This is a genomic window from Micromonospora sp. NPDC023956 (assembly GCF_040639195.1).
GTDB lineage: Bacteria > Actinomycetota > Actinomycetes > Mycobacteriales > Micromonosporaceae > Micromonospora.
The window spans coordinates 711,592-730,079 of the sequence record NZ_JBEZZN010000001.1; the positions used below are offsets into that span (position 1 = coordinate 711,592).

Genomic DNA, 18,488 nt, shown 5'->3' on the forward strand with positions numbered 1-18,488 from the left:
CGGCGATGCCCGCTCCCCCGTCAGCGAGCCACGCAGACTCGACCGATCCGACGTCCGGCACCGACCGGCGAAGCATCTGGAGGAAGGGAATCCGGTGGCAGAGGCATACCTGGTGGACGCTGTCCGCACCCCCGTCACGCGACGCGGTGGCGCGCTCGCGGGCGTCCACCCCGCCGACCTGGGCGCCGCCGCGCTCACCAGTCTCATCAGCTCCTCGGGGGTCGACCCCGACGCCGTCGAGGACGTCGTGTTCGGCTGCGTCGACACCATCGGCCCGCAGGCCGGTGACGTCGCCCGCACCGCCTGGCTCGCCGGCGGCCTCCCGCAGCACGTGCCGGGGGTCACCGTGGACCGGCAGTGCGGCTCGAGCCAGCAGGCGGTGCACTTCGCGGCCCAGGCCGTCATGGCCGGAGTCAACGACGTCGTCGTCGCCGGAGGCGTGCAGAACATGAGCGCCATCCCCATCTCGGCCGCGATGCTCGCGGGTCAGCAGTACGGCTTCGGCGATCCCTTCTCCGGGTCCACCGGCTGGCGCGAGCGCTACGGCGACCAGGAGATCTCGCAGTTCCGCTCGGCCGAGATGATCGCCGAGAAGTGGGCCATCAGCCGTGCGGAGATGGAGCGCTTCGCCCTGCGCAGCCACGAGCGGGCCCTGCGGGCCATCGCCGAGGGCCGCTTCACCCGCGAGATCCGCGCCGTCGGCGACGTCGACACCGACACCTGTCCGCGCGCCGACACGAGCCTGGACAGGATGGCCGCTCTCGCCCCGCTCACCCCGGGCGGCCGGGTCACCGCCGCCGCCGCGAGCCAGCTCTGCGACGGCGCGGCCGCCCTGCTCGTCATGAGCGAGCGGGCCATGACCGAGCACGGGGTGCAGCCGCGCGCCCGGATCCACCACCTGTCGGTGCGCGCCGACGACCCGGTGTTCATGCTCACCGCCCCGATCCCGGCCACCGCCCACGCGCTCGAGCGCACCGGGCTGTCGATCGAGGACATCGACCTGTTCGAGGTCAACGAGGCGTTCGCCTCGGTCGTGCTCGCCTGGATCAAGGAGACGGGGGCCGACCCGGAGCGGGTCAACGTCAACGGCGGCGCGATCGCCCTGGGCCACCCACTCGGCGCCACCGGCGCCCGGCTCATGACCACCCTGCTGCACGAGCTCGAGCGCACCGGCGGCCGCTACGGCCTGCAGACCATGTGTGAGGGTGGCGGCCAGGCCAACGTGACGATCATCGAGAAGCTCTGATGACCCCCTCCCCCGCCACACCCGAGGGCGTCGACCTGGCCGGTCAGGTCGCCATCGTCACCGGAGGCACCCGTGGCATCGGCGCCGAGATCACCCGCACCCTCCTCAGGGCCGGGGCGCGAGTGCTGGTGTGCGGCCGTAGCGAGCCCGAGCAGCTGCCCGAGGTCGACGGACGCACGCCCGTCTTCGTCCGGTCGGACGTGCGTGACCCGGAGCAGGCCACGGCCCTCGTCGCCGCGACGGTGGACCGGTTCGGCCGGCTCGACATCCTGGTCAACAACGCCGGTGGCGCGCCGAGTGCCGACACCGCGACGGTCTCCCCGCGCTTCGTCTCGGCGATCGTCACGCTCAACCTGCTCGCGCCGTTCTACCTCGCCCAGCAGGCCAACGAGGTCATGCAGCGTCAGGGCAGCGGGACGATCATCAACATCGGCTCGGTCGCCGGGGTCAACCCGGCCCCGGACACCGCCGCGTACGCCGCTGCCAAGGCAGGCCTGACGATGCTGACCCGGTGCCTCGGGATCGACTTCGCGCCGGCCGTGCGGGTCAACCAGGTGACGGTGGGTCTCGTGCAGACCGAACTGTCGCACCTCTACTACGGCGACGAGGCGGGACAGGAGCGCGTGGCCCGGACGATCCCCATGCGGCGGATGGCCACCCCGGCCGACGTCGCCGCAGCCTGCCTGTTGCTCGCCTCGCCGCTGGCCGGCTACGTCACCGGTACGGAGATCGTCGTCGCCGGTGGCGGGGAGATCCCGTCGCGGCACCTGGCCGCCCAGCCGCCCGGCACCGGTCCGCTCGGCTGAGCGCCGCGGGGTTCGATTCGGGTCCGCACCGGTCGGTGCGGAGCCCGAGTCGGGCGCCGTTGCCTGCCATGGATGTCGGCAGCCGGGCTCAGAGACCGGCGAGCGCTGCCACGTCGGCCCGGACCATCGCCGGGGAACCGGCCAGCAGCTGCGCCGACTTACCGCGTTTGAAGAACAGGTGCGCATCGTGCTCGAAGGTGAACCCGATGCCGCCGTGCAGCTGGATCGCCTCGGCTGCCACGGTCATCAGCGTGTCGGTGCAGACCAGCTTGGCCAGTGCCGCGTCGTGCGAACGGGTGACGGCCCCGGTGCGCAGCGTCGTGACGAGGTGGTCGGCCGTGGCCCGCGCTCCGGCGACCGCGACGGCGAGGTCGGCGCAGCGGTGCTTGAGGGCCTGGAACGACCCGATCGGACGGCCGAACTGCTCGCGGACCTTGAGGTACTCGACGGTGCGGTCGAGGCAGGCGCGGGCGGCGGCGACCGACTCCAGCGCGAGCATGGCCCGCACGTGGTCGAGCAGCACCCGGGCTCCGCCCTCGCCGCCGGGGGCGTCGACCCGGGTGGCGGCGGCCTCGCGGAGGTGCACCGTGCTCAGCCGCCGGGTCTGGTCGAGCGTCATGTGCGTCCGCACGCCCACCCCGTCGGCCGCCACGTCCACGGCGTAGACGCCGACCTCACCGCCCCCGTCCCGGGCGGTGACGAGGACGACCCGGGCGGCTTCGACTCCGGCGACGAGGGTCTTGGTCCCGGTCAGTGCCCATCCGGCCCCGGTGCCGGTGGCCCGGGTGGCGGTCTGCGCGAGGTCCCAACCCGCGCCGTCCTCGGCGAGGGCACCGGCCAGGGTCAGCTGGTCGTCCACGACCCGCGCCAGCAGGGGCTCGGCGCTCGGGCCGAGGGCACGGGCGGCGAGGATCGCGGTGAGGCTCGTCGCGAGCGCGCCGGGCACGAGCCGGGCCCCGAGCTCCTCGACGACGGCGGTCGCGGCGGACACGTCGAGGCCGAGCCCGCCGAGGTGCTCCGGCACGACGAGGCCGAGCAGGCCCAGCTCAGCCGTGAGCAGCTCGTGCAGCTGCGGGTCGTGGCCCGGCGTACCGACCATGAGCTCGTGGGTGCGGCGCAGGCCGGCCCGTTCGTCGAGCACCTCGACGACGGAGGCGCGGATCTGGGCCAGCTCCTCGGCCGCCTCGGGACCCACCGTCTCGGCCACCGGCCGGCGGTCGGCGCTCGCTTCGGTCATCGTCCTTACCTCATCGGGGCAGGCCGAGCAGGCGCTCGGCGATGATGTTGCGCTGGATCTCGTCGGAGCCGCCGTAGATCGTGTTGGCGCGGCTGAAGAGGAAGTGGGTCTGGGCATCGTCCAGCTCGTACTCGGGCCCGGTGAGCAGCGCGCCGGTCCCCTCGACGTCGACCGCGAGCTCGCCGAGCGAGCGGTTCCAGTTGGCCCACTGCAACTTGGAGATCGACGCCTCCAGGCCGGACAGACCCGCACCGGCGGACGCGAGCAGTCGCACCGCCGAGTGCCGCATCACCTCGAGCCCGATGTACGCCTCGACGAGGCGCTCCCGCAGCGCCGGCTCCTGCCAGGCGCCGTTCTCGCGGGCGCGGGCGATGACGGCGTCGAGGCGCCGACGGAAGCCGATCTGCTGGCCGAGGGTCGACACGCCACGTTCGAAGCCCAGGGTGCCCATGGCGACCTTCCAGCCCTCGCCCTCGGCACCGACCCGGTGCTCGACGGCGGCGACGGCCCCGTCGAAGAAGACCTCGTTGAACTCGCTCGTGCCGGTCAGCTGGGTGATCGGGCGCACCGTGATGCCGGGCTGATCCATCGGCACGAGCAGGTAGGACAGGCCCGCATGACGGGTCGAGTCGGGGTCGGTGCGGCACAGCACGAAGCACCAGTCGGCCAGGTGCGCGAGCGAGGTCCACACCTTCTGCCCGGTGATCACGTAGCTCCCGCCCCGGCGCTCCGCGCGGGTGCGTACCCCGGCGAGGTCCGAGCCGGCGTCGGGCTCGGAGTAGCCCTGGCACCAGATGTCCTCGCCGCTGGTGATGCCGGGCAGGAAGCGCGCCTTCTGCTCCGGCGTGCCGAAGGCGAGCAGGGTCGGGCCGAGCAGCTGCTCGGACATGTGCCCGAGCCGGCCGGGGGCGTCGGCGCGCGCGTACTCCTCGTGATAGATGACCTGCTGGGCCAGGGTCGCCGGGCGACCGCCGTACTCGCGGGGCCAGCCGAGGCCGATCCAGCCGGCCCGGCCCAGGTGGCGCTCCCACTCGCGGCGCAGTTCGTGCGCCTCGTGCTCGCGCCCCTCGCCGCCGGTGCCGGCGGCCTCGGCGAACGGCCCGGTGAGGGCCGCGTGGAGCCAGCCGCGGATCTCGGCCCGGAACTGCTCGTCGCTCTCCGGCGCACCGGTGGCCTGCGCCGTGCCCGTACCCATGTCAGGCGCCGTAGACGGGGGTCGGCGGCGCGGAGCGGGCGACGAGGTCGGCGATCACGTCGGTGAGTTCCTCCGGCTCCCACCGCTCGCCCTTGGTGGCGGACAGCCCGTGGCGCCAGCCGTCGGCGAGCGAGACCTCGCCGCCGGCGACCTCGAAGACGGCTCCGGTGACGGCCTGGGCGGCGTCGGACCCCAGCCAGACCACGAGGGGGGCGACGTTGGCCGGGTCCATCGCGTCGAAGCCCGTCTCGGGGGCGGCCATCGCCTCGGCGAAGACGGCCTCGGTCATCGGGGTCCGGGCCGAGGGGGCGATCGCGTTGACGACGATGCCGTAGCGGGCCCACTCGGCGGCCGCGATCCGGGTCAGGGCGGCGATCCCGGCCTTGGCGGCGCCGTAGTTGCCCTGCCCCACGCTGCCCATGAGTCCGGCGCCGGAGGACGTGTTGACGACCCGCGCGGCGACCCGGCGGCCGGCCTTGGCCGCGTCCCGCCAGTAGGCGGCGGCATGGCGCATCGGGACGAAGTGGCCCTTGAGGTCGACCTGCAGGACGAGGTCCCACTCCTGCTCGCTCATGTTGACCAGCATCCGGTCGCGGTTGATGCCGGCGTTGTTGACGAGGGTGTGCAGCCCGCCGAAGGTTTCGACGGTCTCGCGCACGAGCCGCTCCCCGTAGGCCCAGTCGCTGACGTCGCCGGTGCTGACGACCGCTCGACCGCCGGCGGCCAGGATCTCGTCGACGACGGCCCGGGCCGCCGCTCGGTTGCTCTCGATGTCGTTGACGACGACGTCGGCGCCCTGGCGGGCGTACGCGAGGGCGTGGGCCCGGCCCAGCCCCTGTCCCGCACCGGTCACGATCACCGTTCGTCCTACGCAGAAGCCGCCCACGACACGCCCTTTCCCTGCTCGAGGTGCGGGGCCAGAAAATCACATCCGACCCTGGTTATGCAAGCAAGCGCTTGGTAGGGTGCGGGAAACGACAGAATGGCGACGACGTGACAATGTTCTCGGCCCTGCGATTCCGAGACTTCCGCTTCGTGCTCCTGACCCTGGTGCTGTCCCAGGCCGGCTACTGGGGCTGCAACATCGCTTTTCAGTCGGTGCTCACCGAGGTCGACGGCACCCCGGCGACGATGGGGGCGCTCTTCTTCTGCCTGCTCGTGCCGTTCACGCTCTTCTCCATCCCGGCCGGGGTGCTCGCCGACGCCTTCGACCGGCGGCGACTACAGATCGGCGTGCTCCTGGCGACCAGCGCCCTGGCCGGGGTTTGCGCGGCGACGGTCGCGGCCCGGGTCGTCGACCTGCCCGTCCTGCTCGTCCTCGCCTTCCTCGCCGGCACCGGGATCAGCTTCCTGTCCCCGGTGACCCAGGCCCTCGTGGCCAACACCGTCCCGGCCGAGGCGCTCGGCCACGCCGTCCCGATCCAGGCCGCCGGGCTCAACCTCGCCCGCTCGATCGGTCCCGCGGTCGCCGGGCTGATCCTGGTGGCGTGGGGGCCGCTGGGCACGTTCGTGATGTACGCGACGCTCAGCCTCGCCGCGGCCGCAGCCGCGCTCGCGATCCGCACCCGTCGCGTCCCGCCGGTCGCCCCGGTGGTCCGCGAGAGCCTCGTCGGGCAGGTCCGTGCCGGCATCCGGCACGCCCGGGACCGGCCCCCGGCCGCACTCTGCCTGGCCATCGTCGGGGTCAACGCGTTCTTCGGGTGCGCCTTCACGAGCCAGCTCGCCATCCGGGCAGCCGCGACCTCGGAGCATCCGGACACCGTGTTCCCCATGCTCGTGGCCCTGACCGGGGTGGGATCGTTCCTCGGCGTCCTCGTCGTGGCCCGGCTCTCCGGGCGCGTCGCGACCGTGTGGCACGCCGCGGTCACCCTCGGCCTGCTCGCCGTGAGCACCGCACTGTTCGGGGCGGCGACGACAGTGCCCCTGCTCGCGGGGGCCGCGCTGCTGTGCGGCTCGTTCAGCATCGGCGCCATGGTGATCCTGCAGACGGTGGTGCAGCGGGTCGTCGACGACACGCAGCGCGGCCGGGCGATGAGCCTCTACTTCCTCGGCTGGGGCGGGATGCCGTTCGGCGCCCTCCTGCTCGGCGGGCTGAGCACGTGGTTCGGCTCCGCGATCGCCTTCCTGCTGTATGCGGCTGCGGCCCTGGCGATGGCGACCACGGTGCTCGTGCGCTTGCGCCGAGGGGGCAGCGACCCCCTGCCCGTGACGTGACCGTGGCGATCACGACCGCGCCGACGGTGCGTCACCCCGCCCCGCAGGTGAGGCGGCCACGCGGGCGGCGACGTCAGTGCGGATCGTCGGACTCGGCCCGTCGGCTCGGATCGAGGCGCGACCCGCCGAGCATCGCGTGCATCCCGCCGTAGTTGCCGGCGACGAGCGCGGCCCGGTCCGGGCCGGAGCGCCGCGCGGCGACCTCGGCCTGCTGGCGCACGACGTGTACCGGGCCGGCACCCAGGGCTGCCAGCCCCTGGGCGGCGACGTCGACCGGGTCGGCCGCGTCGGTCAGGTCGAGACCGGCTCGCTCCATGGCGGGGGTGGCCGTGAGCCCGAGCACGAGGTGCAGCACGTCGACGCCGACCTGCCCGAGTTCGAGCCACAGGCCCTCCGCGAAGATCCGGGCGAAGGCCTTGGCCGCGGCGTAGACGCCGATGTCGGCGTGGCCCAGGTAGCCGGCCGAGGAGCCGACGACGAGGATGCCGCCCCGGCCACGTGCGGCGAGCCGGGCACCGAACTCCCGGCAGAGTTCGAGCGGGCGGGTGACGTTGAGGTCGACGACGGCCTGGACCCGGGCCAGGTCCGCCTCGACGAAGCGGCTGCGGTAGGTGTTGGCGCCCGCGTTCAGGACGAGCAGGCCGAGGTCGAGGTCGGCGACGGCCTCGACGATCCGGGCGGTCGCGTCCGCGTCGAGCAGGTCCAGTGCGAGCACGCGGCACCGGGCCCCGTGGGCCCGGACCCGGTCGGCGACCTCCTCGAGGACCTCGGGCTTGCGGGCGACGAGCACGACGCCGAGGCCGGCCCTGGCCAGCTGCTCGGCGAACGCGGCGCCGACCCCTTCGGAGCCGCCGACGACCAGGGCCCAGGGCCCGTACCGCTCGAGCAGGTCGGTCACGCTGATGCCCCCGCCACGGTGGCGTCGGGCTCGTCGAACCAGTCCCACTCCCAGGGGGTGATGGTGGCCAGGGGCCCGGTGAGCAACAGGGTGGCCGTGCTGGCGAGCGCTGCGGGCGGAGCCGGCAGCGGGTCCGCGGCCAGGGCCCGCGTGAACGCGACCGGATCGGTCTCGAGGTAGACGAGACGGATCCGCACGACCGGTCCGTCCGGGTGGCTGCGGCTCGGGGCGCTGCGGAAGGTCCACACGCCCGCGACGCCGTCCCGCGCCAGCAGGTCGGGTATCCGGGTCGCGTGCTCGAACCGGGACAGGTCGGCCACCTCGGGGTGCAGGGCGGTCCCCACCCGGCTCACCTCGACGTGCACCCCTCGGTGCGGCCGGAACGGCAGCGCGGCGAGGGTGACGAGGGCCCGGGGGGCCACGTAGCCCTGGACGGGACGGAACATCCCGGTCATCGGCCGTTCGGTCCAGGCCAGCTCCGGACGCCGGCCCTGGTGGATCGCCCGGTCGCCGAGGTCCTTCCACTCCGGGACCGAGTCCGCGGTCGGCTCGGCGAACCAGTACATCGCCAGGTACTGACTGCCGGCGAGGGCGGTGTCGGGGTAGCTGCCGAGCCGCTCGCAGGCGGGGGTGCGCACCCAGCGGTCGCCGTGGACGACGCCGGGCAGGGCGAGGTTCTCGGGACGGTGGTCGAGCTGGTGCCACGCGTTGTAGTCGCGGTGGCGGGCGGGGTCGGTCACCTTCGGGAACGAGAAGAAGGCGCGGGTGGCGGTCGCTGGGGTGCTCGGGATCATCTCGGCCCTCCACGGGTGGGGCGCTGGTGGAGCGCGCGCGGTCCGGCCGGTGAGGTGGCCCGGCCCGACACTGGCCCGGCGTCCGTGGCGGCGCCCGGTGCGCCGGTCGGGACGGCGTCGGTGGCCGGGTGGCGGCCCCGCTCGGCCGCGGGCCCTTGACCCTAGGACCGCACCACCCCTATCGTCAAGCAAGCGCTTGGTTGACGCCGCTTGTCCGGACAAGGAGCCCCATGACCGCCAGCGACGCGGACTTCCGTGCCCGACTCGACGCCCTGACCGGCCTCACCGACCCGCCGCGCCGGGCCAAGGACGCGGTCACCGGAGCAGCCATCCGCATCTGGTGCGACGCCGTCGGTGACGAGAACCCCGCCTACCAGGACCCGCAGTGGGCCGCCCGCTCCGCCTGGGGCGGCATCGTGGCCCCGGCGACCTCGCTGAACATGTGGACCCTGCCGGGCAACCGGCGCAGCCACCGCCACGCCGAGAGCCTCGACCGGGTCAACGCGGTCCTCGCCGAGCGCGGCTTCACCTCGGTGGCCGCGGTGCAGACGGAACACACCTACCTGCGCCCGCTGCGCCCCGGCGACCACCTCGAACAGTTCCCCTCCATCGGGGCGGTCTCCCCGGAGAAGTCCACCCGCCTCGGCCGGGGCCACTTCGTCGACCTCGTCAGCGACTACCGCACCGTCGAGGGCGAGCCGGTCGGACGCGTCGTCCTGCGGATGCTCCGCTGGAACCCGGCGACCCGGGCCGAGACGCCGGCGACGCCCGGGGACCGCCTCGCCCGGCCGGTACGCCCGGTCGGTGCCGCCCCGACCGACCCACCGCCCGCCGGCACCACCGGCACCCTGACCGCGCACCTGCAACCCGGCTACGCCGCCGCCCCCCTCGACGAGCGCCCCTACCTCGTCGGCACCGCCGAGCTGGCCGGCGGAACCCGGTTCAGCGGGGACGTCGTGGACCTGCGCCCCGACCTCGTGTACGACGGCATGCCGGTCGTCGTGGTCCACCGACGCACCCGCGACGGCCAGATCCTGCCGGTACTCACCGCGGCGCGGCCCGAACGCCGCACGAGCACCCGCACCGGGGCCGACGTGAGCACCGGGCAGCGCCTCGCCCCGTGGCCGGTCCCCGTCACCCAGCTGTCCATCGCGGCACTGGCGACCGCGACCTTCGACTTCAACGACGTACACCTGGACCGTGACGCGGCCCTCGAACGAGGCGCCCGCGACGTCTACATGAACATCCTCGGCTCCAGCGCACTGGTCAACTGCTACCTCACCGACTGGGCCGGACCGGAGGCCCGCGTCGTCGACTTCCGCACCCGCCTCGCCGCGCAGAACCACCCCGGCGACACCGTCACCCTCGACGGTGTCGTCACCGGCCTGAGGCCGGCGCCCGAGGCCATCGGCGGAACGCACGTCACCGTCGACGTCCGGGGCACCAACAGCCTCGGCGACCACGTCATCGCCTCCGCCACCCTCGCCCTGCCCTGAGGACTCGCCCCGCCCCGAGAGGAGCCCGATGCTCGCCAGCTACGTCCTCGACTCCGGCTCGCCCGACAGCCTGCGTCTCGGCCAGCTCGAGGCCCCGACGCCCGGCCCCGGTCAGGTGCTCGTCCGGGTCCGGGCGGCGAGCCTGGACCGGGTCGACACCTACATCCGTCGCGGTACCCACGGAATGGCGGTCACCGGGCCGACGATCCTCGGTCGGGACGTCGCCGGGACCGTCGTGCGGACCGGTCCCGGCGTCACCGGCTGCACTCCCGGCGACGCGGTCGTCGGACTGACCACCGGCACCCACGCCGAGTTCGCCGTCGTCGGAGCCACGCACTGCTTCCCGCGACCGGCCGCGCTCGACGCCGTGCACGCCGCCGCGGTACCCACCGCCGGACGCACCGCCTACGACGCGGTCGTCAACCTCGGCGGGGTGCGCCCCGGGGACCGGGTCCTCGTCGTCGCCGCCGCCGGCGCCGTCGGCACCTTCGCCGTCCAGTACGCCCGCCACCTGGGCGCACGCGTCGTCGGCACCAGCGCCCCGGCGAAGGCCGACGCCGTGCGCGCCCTCGGTGCCCTCGACGTGGTGGACCACTACCGCCCCGACGTCGTCGGGTCCCTGCGCGCCGCCCTGCCCGGCGGCGAGGCCGACGTGATCGTCGAGTCGGTCGGCGGCACCCTCTGGTCCGACGTGCTCAAGGTCCTCGCCCCCGGCGGGCGGCTGGTCACCTGCGGCGTCACCGCCGACAGCCACGCCCACCTGCACCTGGGCCGTCTCATGGTCAAGGGCTGGACGCTGCGTGGCATCGGCCGGCCCGGACCCGAGGCGGTGGCCCGGCAACTGGGCGAGGCGCTCGCCCTCTCGGCCGTCGCCGCCGCCCCGACGGTCGCCGCCACGTACCCGCTCGAGCAGGCCGCAGCCGCGCACGACCGGCTGGAGGCCTCCGACTTCGTCGGGCGGATCGTCCTCACGACCGGTTGAGCCCGCCACCCGGCAGGACCGCACGCCACGCCCGCACGCCAGGGGACCGTCAGGTGAGCGACTCCCCCGACACGGCGGACAGCACCACGAGCGGGATCTGCCGCCCGAAGCCCGCCGCCCGTTCGGCGTACCGCCCCACGTTCGGCTTGTGCGCCACGACGTGCGCGAACAGCTCCGGGTCCCGCTCCCCGTCGGTCACCCGCGCCCGCACCGCGATCGTCCTGCGCCGCAGGACGATCCAGCAGAGGTCGTGGTGACGGGCGTTGACCACCCAGGCCGGGTCCCTGGGGCCGCCCCCCTTGGAGCCGACCACCACCAGGTCCGGCCCGTGCGGCACGTACGGCAACGCCGCGTCGCGCAGCTGCCCGGACCGCCGGCCCACCGTGGTCAGCAGCAGCGTGGGGTGGTACGGGAACCCGCCGGCCAGCGCGTACTGCAACGACACGAGCGAGAACCCGGTCCTGCGCACGAGGAACCGGTCGAACGCCATCCCGCGCGGCCCACGGATGACGACCAGCCACGGCCGGCCGTACGAGGCGAACGACCTCGTCTCCGCGCCGATCCGATCCTCCCCGCTCATCGCGCCCGAGCCAGCAACGGTGACAGCGTCTCGGCGACGTCGGCGACGTCCTCGATGCCCCGGACCACCTCGACGAGCTGCGCCTGCGCGTCCGCGTCGAGGATCCCGTCGCAGAACGTGGCCAGTTTGCCGGCCACGAAGTCCCAGTCCGCCCGGGTCGTGGAATGCCACGGGTCGCCCTGGGCGAAGTCCGACTCGACGACGTACTCCCGGCCACCGGCCCGGATCGTCAGCGCGCCCCGCGTCCGGCGGATCTGACCCCCCGGGTGCGCCTCGAGGTCGGCCTGCCACTCGGCGTCGAGCACCGGGTCGGGCGCCGTCGTGATCCGACGCGCCAGGTCCCACACCGCCGGGTCGGCCAGCCGCTGCGGGTCGTACCACTGCGGCCCCGGGGGGTGCCCGAGCAACGCCAGCGCCGCGGCGTACGGCATGTTGAAGGCACCGTCCAGCGGCGCGACGAGCGTGTCCGGGATCTGCGCAGCCGGCTCGCGGAACTGCGACGTGCGGTAGGCCGCCGGGCTCAGCCGGATCTCCATGGACTCGATCTGCGACACCGGCACCCCGTGGGTGCTCGGGAACGCGCGGATCGCGTCGAGCGCGGCGTGGGTGAAGCGGCACGTCGGGTACGGCTTGAGCGAGGTCTCGCTGATCCACCACGTCGACCCCAGGCCGGCGACCATCTCGTGCCGCTCACCGCCGAGGAAGCCCATCGCCTCGATGAAGCCCGGGGTGCGGTCCAGCACGTCGAGGTCGCCGGTGTAGCCCTCCTCGGCCAGCGCCGCGCCGAGCATCCCGGCGTGCGCGATCGCGCCGTACGGGCCGTACTTGAACGCGTTGAACGAGCGTCGCTCGGCCATGTAGGAGTTCTTCGCCGGCGGGGCCAGCCAGGCGACCAGGCCGAGCGCATGGGTCAGCCGCTCCGGCTCCCAGCCGCCGACGACGGCGCACGCCGCGGCCGTGCCCATCGAGGCGTACCCGTGGGACGACAGCGGCGACCAGCGGAACTGCCCGTCCTCGAAGGCCATCAGCGAGGTCGACAGGTTCAGCCGTGCGTTGATCTCGAAGGCGAGGATGCTCGCGCGCAACAGGGTCGCCCCGTCGGCGTGCCGCCGCTCGGCCTCGGCCAGTCCGGCCGCGACCCCGAACACCGCGAAGTGCGCCGAGTTGAAGAAGGTGTCGTCGGCGTCCAACGCGTTCATCATGTCCGCGTTGGCGTGCGCGGCGTTGATCGCCGCGACCCGCTGTCGCAGCCCGAACACCGTCGCCTCGGTCGGGCCGCCGAACCGGGCGGCGACCTGCTGGACCATGCGGCTGCGCCGCAACCGCACCGCCGCCAGGCCACAGACGAGCGAGTCGAGCAGGACGAGTTTGCCGTAGTCGCGCACCGACTCGGGGACGTCCTCGTCGCGGGTCGTCGTGGCGAACCGCGCGAGAAGCTGCGTCCGGGTCGGTTCCGTCGCGTCGGTCACCGTTCAGCCCACCTTTCCGGGTGCGACGAGCCGGTTGCCCTGCGCGTCGCGGGGCAGCGGCACCGGGATCGCCGCGAGCAGCTTCTGGGTGTACTCGTGCCGGGGGTTGGCGAAGATCTGCTCCGTCGTGTCCGTCTCCACGACCTCACCGGCGGCCATCACCATGACCCGGTCGGCGATGACCTCGACGAGAGCGAGGTCGTGGCAGACGAACAGGTACGCCAGACCCCGTTCCTCCTGTAGGTCCCGGAGCAGGTTGAGCACCTGTGCCCGCACCGACACGTCCAGCGCCGCGACCGGCTCGTCGCACACGATGAGGCTCGGCTTCATCGTCAGCGCCCGAGCGATCGCGACCCGCTGAAGCTGCCCGCCGGACAGCTCGGCCGGGTAGCGCTCCAGGTAGCGCGAGCCGATGCCGACCCGGTCGAGCAGCTCGACGGCCTCCCGCTCCCGCGTGGCCCGGTCCCGGTCGGTGTGCACGAGGATCGGCTCGGCGACCGCGTCCTTGATCGTCATCCGCGGGTCGAGCGAGCTGTACGGGTCCTGGAAGATCATCTGCATCCGCTGGCGCAGCTCGCGCATCCGCTTCGTGGCCAGCACGTCGATCCCGTCGAAGGTCACCGACCCGGCGTCCGGTTCGATGAGGCGCAGCACCATGCGCCCGACCGTCGACTTGCCCGCGCCGGACTCGCCGACGACCGCGAGGCACTCACCGCGCTCCAGGGTGAAGCTCACCCCCTTGACCGCGTGCGACCACTTCGTGCGCCGGCCGAGCCAGTCCCGCCCGGAGCTGAACGACTTCGTGAGGCCGTCGACCTCGAGCAGGCTCATCAGACCGTCACTCCTTCCAGGGAGAGCTCCGCGACGCGTACGCACCGCGCGTCGTGCCCGGCGGCGCCGTCGACCCGGACCAGGCCCGGGTGGACCGCGTCGCACCGGCCCGGCTGGACGAACTCGCACCGGCTGCTGAACCGGCACCCGTGCGGCCAGGCGCCCGGTGCCGGAATGCCGCCGGGAATCGAACGCAGCCGCCGGCCGGTGCTCAGCCCCGGCCTCGGGATCGACCCGATCAGGCCGGAGGTGTAGGGGTGTCGCGGGTTGAAGAAGATCTGCTCCGAGGGCGCGTTCTCGGCCACCTCGCCGGCGTACATGACCACGACCTGCTGGCACAGCTCGGCCACCACCGCGAGGTCGTGGCTGACGAACAGCAGCGCCACACCGGTCTGCTCCTGTAGGTCGCGCAGGAGTTCGAGGATCCGCTCCTGCACCGTCACGTCGAGCGCCGTCGTCGGCTCGTCCGCGATGAGCAGGCGCGGGTTGCACGCCATGACCATCGCGATCATGACCCGCTGGCACATGCCGCCGGAGAACGCGTGCGGGTACTCGTCGACCCGCTGCGCCGCCCGCGGGATCTGCACCAGCTCCAGCATCTCGACGGCGCGGGCCCGTGCCTGCCTGCGGTTCATGCCCAGGTGCCTGCGTACCGACTCGGCGATCTGGTCCCCGACGGTGAAGGCCGGGTTCAGGCTGCGGATCGGCTGCTGGAAGATCATGCCCATGCCGGGGCCCCGCAGGCTCCGCCACTGCTTCTGCGTGCCCGCGGTGAGGTCCGTGCCGTCGAAGACGATCCGGCCCGAGGCGATCCGCCCACCGGTCGCCTCGGTCAGACCCATCACCGCGACCGAGGTCACCGTCTTGCCCGACCCGGACTCGCCGACGAGCGCCACCGACGCTCCCGGCTCGAGCGAGAACGAGACGTCCTGGACGGTCGTCTGCCATCCGCCGGAGGGGGCGGGGAACTCGACGGTGAGGTTCTCCACGCGCAGCAGGTCCGCCGCCGGGTCGGTGGCGTCGGTCCGGGGGCCCGCGGTCCCGCCGGGTGCCGTTTCACGTGCCATGTCAGCTCCTGGTGGAGGCCGGGCCGGTCAGTTGCCCGACCGGGTGCGCACGAGGGCGCGACGGACACCGTCACCGACGTAGGTGAAGGCGAGGACGGCGAGGAAGATCATCACGCCGGGCGGCCAGACGAGGTACGGCGCGAGGCGCATGTTCGACGAGGCCGTCGAGAGCATCGAGCCCCAACTGGCCGTGGGGGCCGTGACGCCCAGCCCGAGGAAGCTCAGACTCGCCTCGGCCGCGACGGCGCTGCCCAGCGACACCGAGATGACGAGGATGATCGGCGGCAGCACGTTGGGCAGCACGTGCCGCACCGCGGTCCGCAGGGTGCTGCAGCCCAGGGCGATCGAGGCCTCGATGTAGGTCTCGTGTCGCACGTCCATCGTGCCGGCGCGGGCCACCCGGAAGAAGCGCGGGGCCATGACCAGGCCGATGGCGAGCATCGCGTTGGTGATGCCGGAGCCGAGGACCGCGACGATGGTGATGGCCAGCACGAGCGACGGAGCGCTCATGAGCGCGTCCATGATGCGGGTGAGGATCGTGTCGACCCAGCCGCCGCGGTAGCCCGCGATCATGCCGAGCGGCAGGCCGAGCACGAGCGCGACGGTGGCAGCCTGCAGCGCCGCCCAGAGCGAGACCCGCGCCCCGAAGATGAGCCGGCTCAGCACGTCCCGGCCGTAGTCGTCGGTCCCCAGCCAGTGCTCCGCGCTCGGCGGCTTGAGCCGCTGCACCAGGTCCTGCACGTCGGGGTCGTACGGCGCCAGGGCCGGGGCGAAGATCGCGATGAGGGTCAGCACGAGCAGGAAGACGCCGGCCACGATCGTCGTGGGGCGACGCACGATGCTCTCGAGGATGCCGGGGGCGGCGACCGGCTCCGGGGCACCCGTACCGAGGGCCGCCGTGGGCACCTCGGTGAGGACGGTCTCGGCGAGGCCGCCTGCGGGCGGGCCGACGTCGGACGGGTCGCTCCCCGGCACCGGGGACGCGGGGGGCCGATGCGCGCTCATGACCGCACCTTCGGGTTGAAGTAGCCGTAGGAGATGTCGACGATGAGGTTGACGAGCACCACGATCGTGGTGCTGAAGAGGACGAAGCCGAGCAGCACCGGCACGTCACGCCCCTGCACGGCCTCGACGGCGGTGCGCCCGAGGCCCGGCATGTTGTAGATCATCTCGATGGTCACCGACCCGGCGAGGACCTCCGCGACGCGGAAGCCGAGGACGGTGATGACCGGGATGCACGCGTTCTTCAGGGAGTGCTTGAACACGACGCTGGCGCGCGACAGGCCCTTGGCCTCGGCGTTGAGGATGTAGTCGGTCTTCATCACCTGCCCGAGCGCCGAGCGCAGTTGCAGGGTCACCTCGGCGGCGGGGAGCAGACCGAGGGCGATGCCCGGCAGGACGAGGTGCGAGAGCCACGGCCAGAGACCGGCGGAGAGCGGTTGGTAGCCGAACGCCGGGAACATCTGCAGCCCCACCGCGAAGACCGAGGCGAGCACCAGGCCGAACCAGAAGCCCGGGATGGCGATCGAGATCGAGGCGAACCAGTTGACGACCCGGTCGACGATGCCGCCGGAGCGCAGCGTGGCCACGAGCGCCAGGGTGGCCCCGAGCACGACAGCGAAGATCATCGCGACGAGCACCAGCGACATCGTCGTGGCCATCCGCCGCGTCAGCAGGTCGGTCACGGTCTGGTCCGAGAGGAAGGACGTGCCGAGGTCGCCGCGGACGACGTCGCCGACCCAGCTGAGGTAGCGCACGAGGACCGGATCGTCGAGGTGGAGTTCCTCCCGGATCGCCTCGACGCGTTCCGGGGTCGGTTCGTCACCGGCGAGGACGGCGGCCGGGTCCCCCGGGGCGAACTCGATCAGGACGAAGACGAGCAGCGGGACGACGAACAGCAGGGGTATTGCCGCGAGTAGTCGCCTGCCGGCGTAGCGGAGCATGTCCTACCTCGACTCTGGGCGTGGTGCCTGGGACGGGGCCGGTCGCACGGCCCGGTGCCGGGCGGGGCCGGTGCGGTGCCGCCGCCGGCCCCGCCACAGCGGGTGGGTCCGACGACGACATCACCGGGTGGTCAGGAGCGGCCGGTCACTTCTTGACGGCGATGTAGCGCAGATCCCAGATGCCGATGTTCGACATCGGGATGTTGTCGAAGCCGACGACGTTCTCCTTGGCGACGGTCGCGTTGGTCTGGTTGCACAGCGGCACGTACCAGGCCTGCTCGAGGGTCGTCTTCCAGATGTCGTGGTACAGCGGGGCGCGCTTGTCCATCGACAGCGCGGGGTTGCCGGCCTCGGCGGCCTTGGTCGCGACGAGTGCGGGGTCCGCGGCGAGCTTGTAGGTGTTCAGCAGGTAGGTGTTCACCGTCGCCGCCGGGTCGGCCTTCGGGCTCCACGACGTGGCGACCATCATCTCGAAGTCGCCGGCGATGAAGCGCGGCTCGTTCTCGGTGTTGGGCACGGGGTTGAGCGTCGCGTCGATGCCGACGGCCTTCAGCGACGCCTGCACCACGTTCGCCGGCTGCTCGGCGTTCGTGCCTGCGGCGAAGGTGATGGACACCTTGGCGCCGCCGGCCTGCTGCACCAGGGCCTTGGCCTTGTCGACGCTGAACTCGTACGGGTAGGTGTAGTCCGGGATGCGGCTCGGGTCCGTCTCCCCGACGAGCTGCCGCGTCGGGGCGCAGTAGCCGCTGAAGAGCGCGCTGATCGCCGCCGGGTCGACCGCGTGGGCGATGGCCTGGCGGACCTCGGGCTTGGCGACGTCGCCCTTGGTGGCGCGCAGGTAGACGCCGACGAGGTTCTTGAACTTGACCTGGTGCTGTTGCAGACCGCTGCCCGGGGTGACGATCTTCTCGACCGTGGCGATCTCACCGGCCGAGCTGAGCGGGGCCAGGTCGACCTGGCCGCTCTGCAGGCCGTTGAGGCGGGCCGCGGCGTCCGGCACGCGCTGTAGCTCGATGCCGCCGAGGCGTCCGGCGTTCGGGTCCCAGTAGCTGTCGGCCCGCTTGAGGACGAGCTTCTCCTGGGGCACCAGCTCGGTGGCGATGTACGGGCCGGAGCCGGCGGTGCCGGGCTTGTTCCTGATGTCGACGCCGTCGGTGATGGCCTTCGGGCTGACCATCATGCCGGCCGTGCCGGTGAAGGACGCGGGCAGCTGGACGCCCTTGCCCTTGACCAGCTTGAGGCGCACGGTGGTCTTGTCGACGACCTCGACCGACTCGATGTCGGCCAGCTCGCTCTTGAGGGTCGAGCCCGCGAGGGTCTTGCCGCGCTCGATGTTGACCTTGACGGCCTCGGCGTCGAACGGTGTGCCGTCGTGGAACTTCACGTCGTCCCGCAGCTTGAGCTCGAGGACACTGCCGTCCTCGACGAAGGTCCACTCCTTGGCCAGACCCGGGACGATCTTGTCGTCCTTGTCGAGCATGGTCAGCCGGTCCCAGACGAGGAACAGGTAGCCCCAGGCGCCGTAGCTCGTCTGGACGGCCGGGTCGAGGTCGCGCAGCGGGCCCGCCGACGCGAACGTGAGCACGGCCGAGGTGTCGATCTCGCCCTGGCCGGCGTCGGTGTTGTCGTCGGAGCCCTCCGGTGCGGTGCAGCCGGTCACGGCGAGAGCCCCGATGGCGATCAGCGCGACCACACGTGCCCTGGTCCGGTATTTGACGCCCATTCTCATC

The 18,488-nt window shown here is 73.0% G+C and carries 17 protein-coding genes; 5 read left to right on the forward strand and 12 right to left on the reverse strand.

What is annotated here, in order from left to right; all coding sequences use genetic code 11:
• The first annotated feature begins 94 nt into the window (after nucleotides 1-94).
• Both AB0F58_RS02000 and AB0F58_RS02005 read left to right on the forward strand, forming a co-directional pair.
• Nucleotides 95-1,246 (forward strand): acetyl-CoA C-acetyltransferase, encoded by a 1,152-nt coding sequence (locus AB0F58_RS02000; protein WP_357136568.1) that lies wholly within the window; start codon nucleotides 95-97, stop codon nucleotides 1,244-1,246.
• Nucleotides 1,246-2,052: an SDR family oxidoreductase gene (locus AB0F58_RS02005; protein ID WP_357136571.1), complete on the forward strand. Its 807-nt coding sequence runs from the start codon at nucleotides 1,246-1,248 to the stop codon at nucleotides 2,050-2,052. The genes AB0F58_RS02000 and AB0F58_RS02005 overlap by 1 nt, the downstream gene beginning before the upstream one ends.
• 88 nt (nucleotides 2,053-2,140) lie before the next feature.
• Here the strand turns inward: AB0F58_RS02005 and AB0F58_RS02010 are convergent, their stop codons facing one another.
• From AB0F58_RS02010 to AB0F58_RS02020, 3 genes are read right to left on the reverse strand one after another with little or no spacing between them, the layout of a single operon-like run.
• Nucleotides 2,141-3,289: an acyl-CoA dehydrogenase family protein gene (locus AB0F58_RS02010; protein ID WP_357136575.1), complete on the reverse strand. Its 1,149-nt coding sequence runs from the start codon at nucleotides 3,287-3,289 to the stop codon at nucleotides 2,141-2,143.
• Between the two features lie 10 nt (nucleotides 3,290-3,299).
• Nucleotides 3,300-4,484, reverse strand: coding sequence for an acyl-CoA dehydrogenase family protein (locus tag AB0F58_RS02015; protein ID WP_357136577.1), 1,185 nt, complete (start codon nucleotides 4,482-4,484; stop codon nucleotides 3,300-3,302).
• Between the two features lies 1 nt (nucleotide 4,485).
• Entirely contained in the window at nucleotides 4,486-5,370 is an 885-nt protein-coding gene (locus AB0F58_RS02020) for an SDR family oxidoreductase (RefSeq protein ID WP_357136579.1), read from the reverse strand.
• A gap of 113 nt (nucleotides 5,371-5,483) precedes the next feature.
• Between AB0F58_RS02020 and AB0F58_RS02025 the strand changes: the two genes are divergently transcribed.
• A complete protein-coding gene (locus tag AB0F58_RS02025; protein ID WP_357136817.1) occupies nucleotides 5,484-6,698 on the forward strand; it encodes an MFS transporter in 1,215 nt (404 codons plus the stop codon).
• Nucleotides 6,699-6,771: 73 nt separating this feature from the next.
• Here the strand turns inward: AB0F58_RS02025 and AB0F58_RS02030 are convergent, their stop codons facing one another.
• The gene (locus tag AB0F58_RS02030; RefSeq protein WP_357136581.1) at nucleotides 6,772-7,596 is read right to left on the reverse strand and encodes an SDR family NAD(P)-dependent oxidoreductase; all 825 of its coding nucleotides are present in this window, start codon (nucleotides 7,594-7,596) and stop codon (nucleotides 6,772-6,774) included.
• A complete protein-coding gene (locus AB0F58_RS02035; protein ID WP_357136583.1) occupies nucleotides 7,593-8,390 on the reverse strand; it encodes a hypothetical protein in 798 nt (265 codons plus the stop codon). Before AB0F58_RS02035 ends, AB0F58_RS02030 begins: the two co-directional genes overlap by 4 nt.
• A 230-nt stretch (nucleotides 8,391-8,620) precedes the next feature.
• Here AB0F58_RS02035 and AB0F58_RS02040 point away from each other — a divergent pair, with 230 nt between their 5' ends.
• Together AB0F58_RS02040 and AB0F58_RS02045 are read left to right on the forward strand one after the other, a co-directional pair.
• On the forward strand, nucleotides 8,621-9,886 hold the full coding sequence (locus AB0F58_RS02040) for a MaoC family dehydratase N-terminal domain-containing protein (protein ID WP_357136585.1): 1,266 nt from the start codon (nucleotides 8,621-8,623) through the stop codon (nucleotides 9,884-9,886).
• 28 nt (nucleotides 9,887-9,914) lie between these two features.
• Entirely contained in the window at nucleotides 9,915-10,868 is a 954-nt protein-coding gene (locus tag AB0F58_RS02045; protein WP_357136588.1) for a zinc-binding dehydrogenase, read from the forward strand.
• A gap of 49 nt (nucleotides 10,869-10,917) precedes the next feature.
• Here AB0F58_RS02045 and AB0F58_RS02050 read toward each other — a convergent pair whose 3' ends face one another.
• From AB0F58_RS02050 to AB0F58_RS02080, 7 genes are all read right to left on the reverse strand, one after another.
• Nucleotides 10,918-11,448 carry a nitroreductase/quinone reductase family protein gene (locus AB0F58_RS02050; protein ID WP_357136590.1) on the reverse strand — a complete coding sequence of 177 codons (531 nt, stop codon included), beginning with the start codon at nucleotides 11,446-11,448 and terminating at the stop codon, nucleotides 10,918-10,920.
• Nucleotides 11,445-12,917 carry an MmgE/PrpD family protein gene (locus AB0F58_RS02055; RefSeq protein WP_357136592.1) on the reverse strand — a complete coding sequence of 491 codons (1,473 nt, stop codon included), beginning with the start codon at nucleotides 12,915-12,917 and terminating at the stop codon, nucleotides 11,445-11,447. Before AB0F58_RS02055 ends, AB0F58_RS02050 begins: the two co-directional genes overlap by 4 nt.
• Nucleotides 12,918-12,920: 3 nt before the next feature.
• Complete coding sequence (locus AB0F58_RS02060) at nucleotides 12,921-13,748, reverse strand: ATP-binding cassette domain-containing protein (RefSeq protein ID WP_357136595.1); 828 nt, start codon at nucleotides 13,746-13,748, stop codon at nucleotides 12,921-12,923.
• A complete protein-coding gene (locus AB0F58_RS02065; RefSeq protein ID WP_357136597.1) occupies nucleotides 13,748-14,815 on the reverse strand; it encodes an ABC transporter ATP-binding protein in 1,068 nt (355 codons plus the stop codon). Before AB0F58_RS02065 ends, AB0F58_RS02060 begins: the two co-directional genes overlap by 1 nt.
• Before the next feature lie 27 nt (nucleotides 14,816-14,842).
• A complete protein-coding gene (locus tag AB0F58_RS02070; RefSeq protein ID WP_357136599.1) occupies nucleotides 14,843-15,820 on the reverse strand; it encodes an ABC transporter permease in 978 nt (325 codons plus the stop codon).
• Nucleotides 15,817-16,758: an ABC transporter permease gene (locus AB0F58_RS02075; protein ID WP_357136602.1), complete on the reverse strand. Its 942-nt coding sequence runs from the start codon at nucleotides 16,756-16,758 to the stop codon at nucleotides 15,817-15,819. Before AB0F58_RS02075 ends, AB0F58_RS02070 begins: the two co-directional genes overlap by 4 nt.
• A gap of 145 nt (nucleotides 16,759-16,903) precedes the next feature.
• Nucleotides 16,904-18,481: an ABC transporter substrate-binding protein gene (locus tag AB0F58_RS02080; RefSeq protein WP_357136606.1), complete on the reverse strand. Its 1,578-nt coding sequence runs from the start codon at nucleotides 18,479-18,481 to the stop codon at nucleotides 16,904-16,906.
• Between the last annotated feature and the right edge of the window lie 7 nt (nucleotides 18,482-18,488).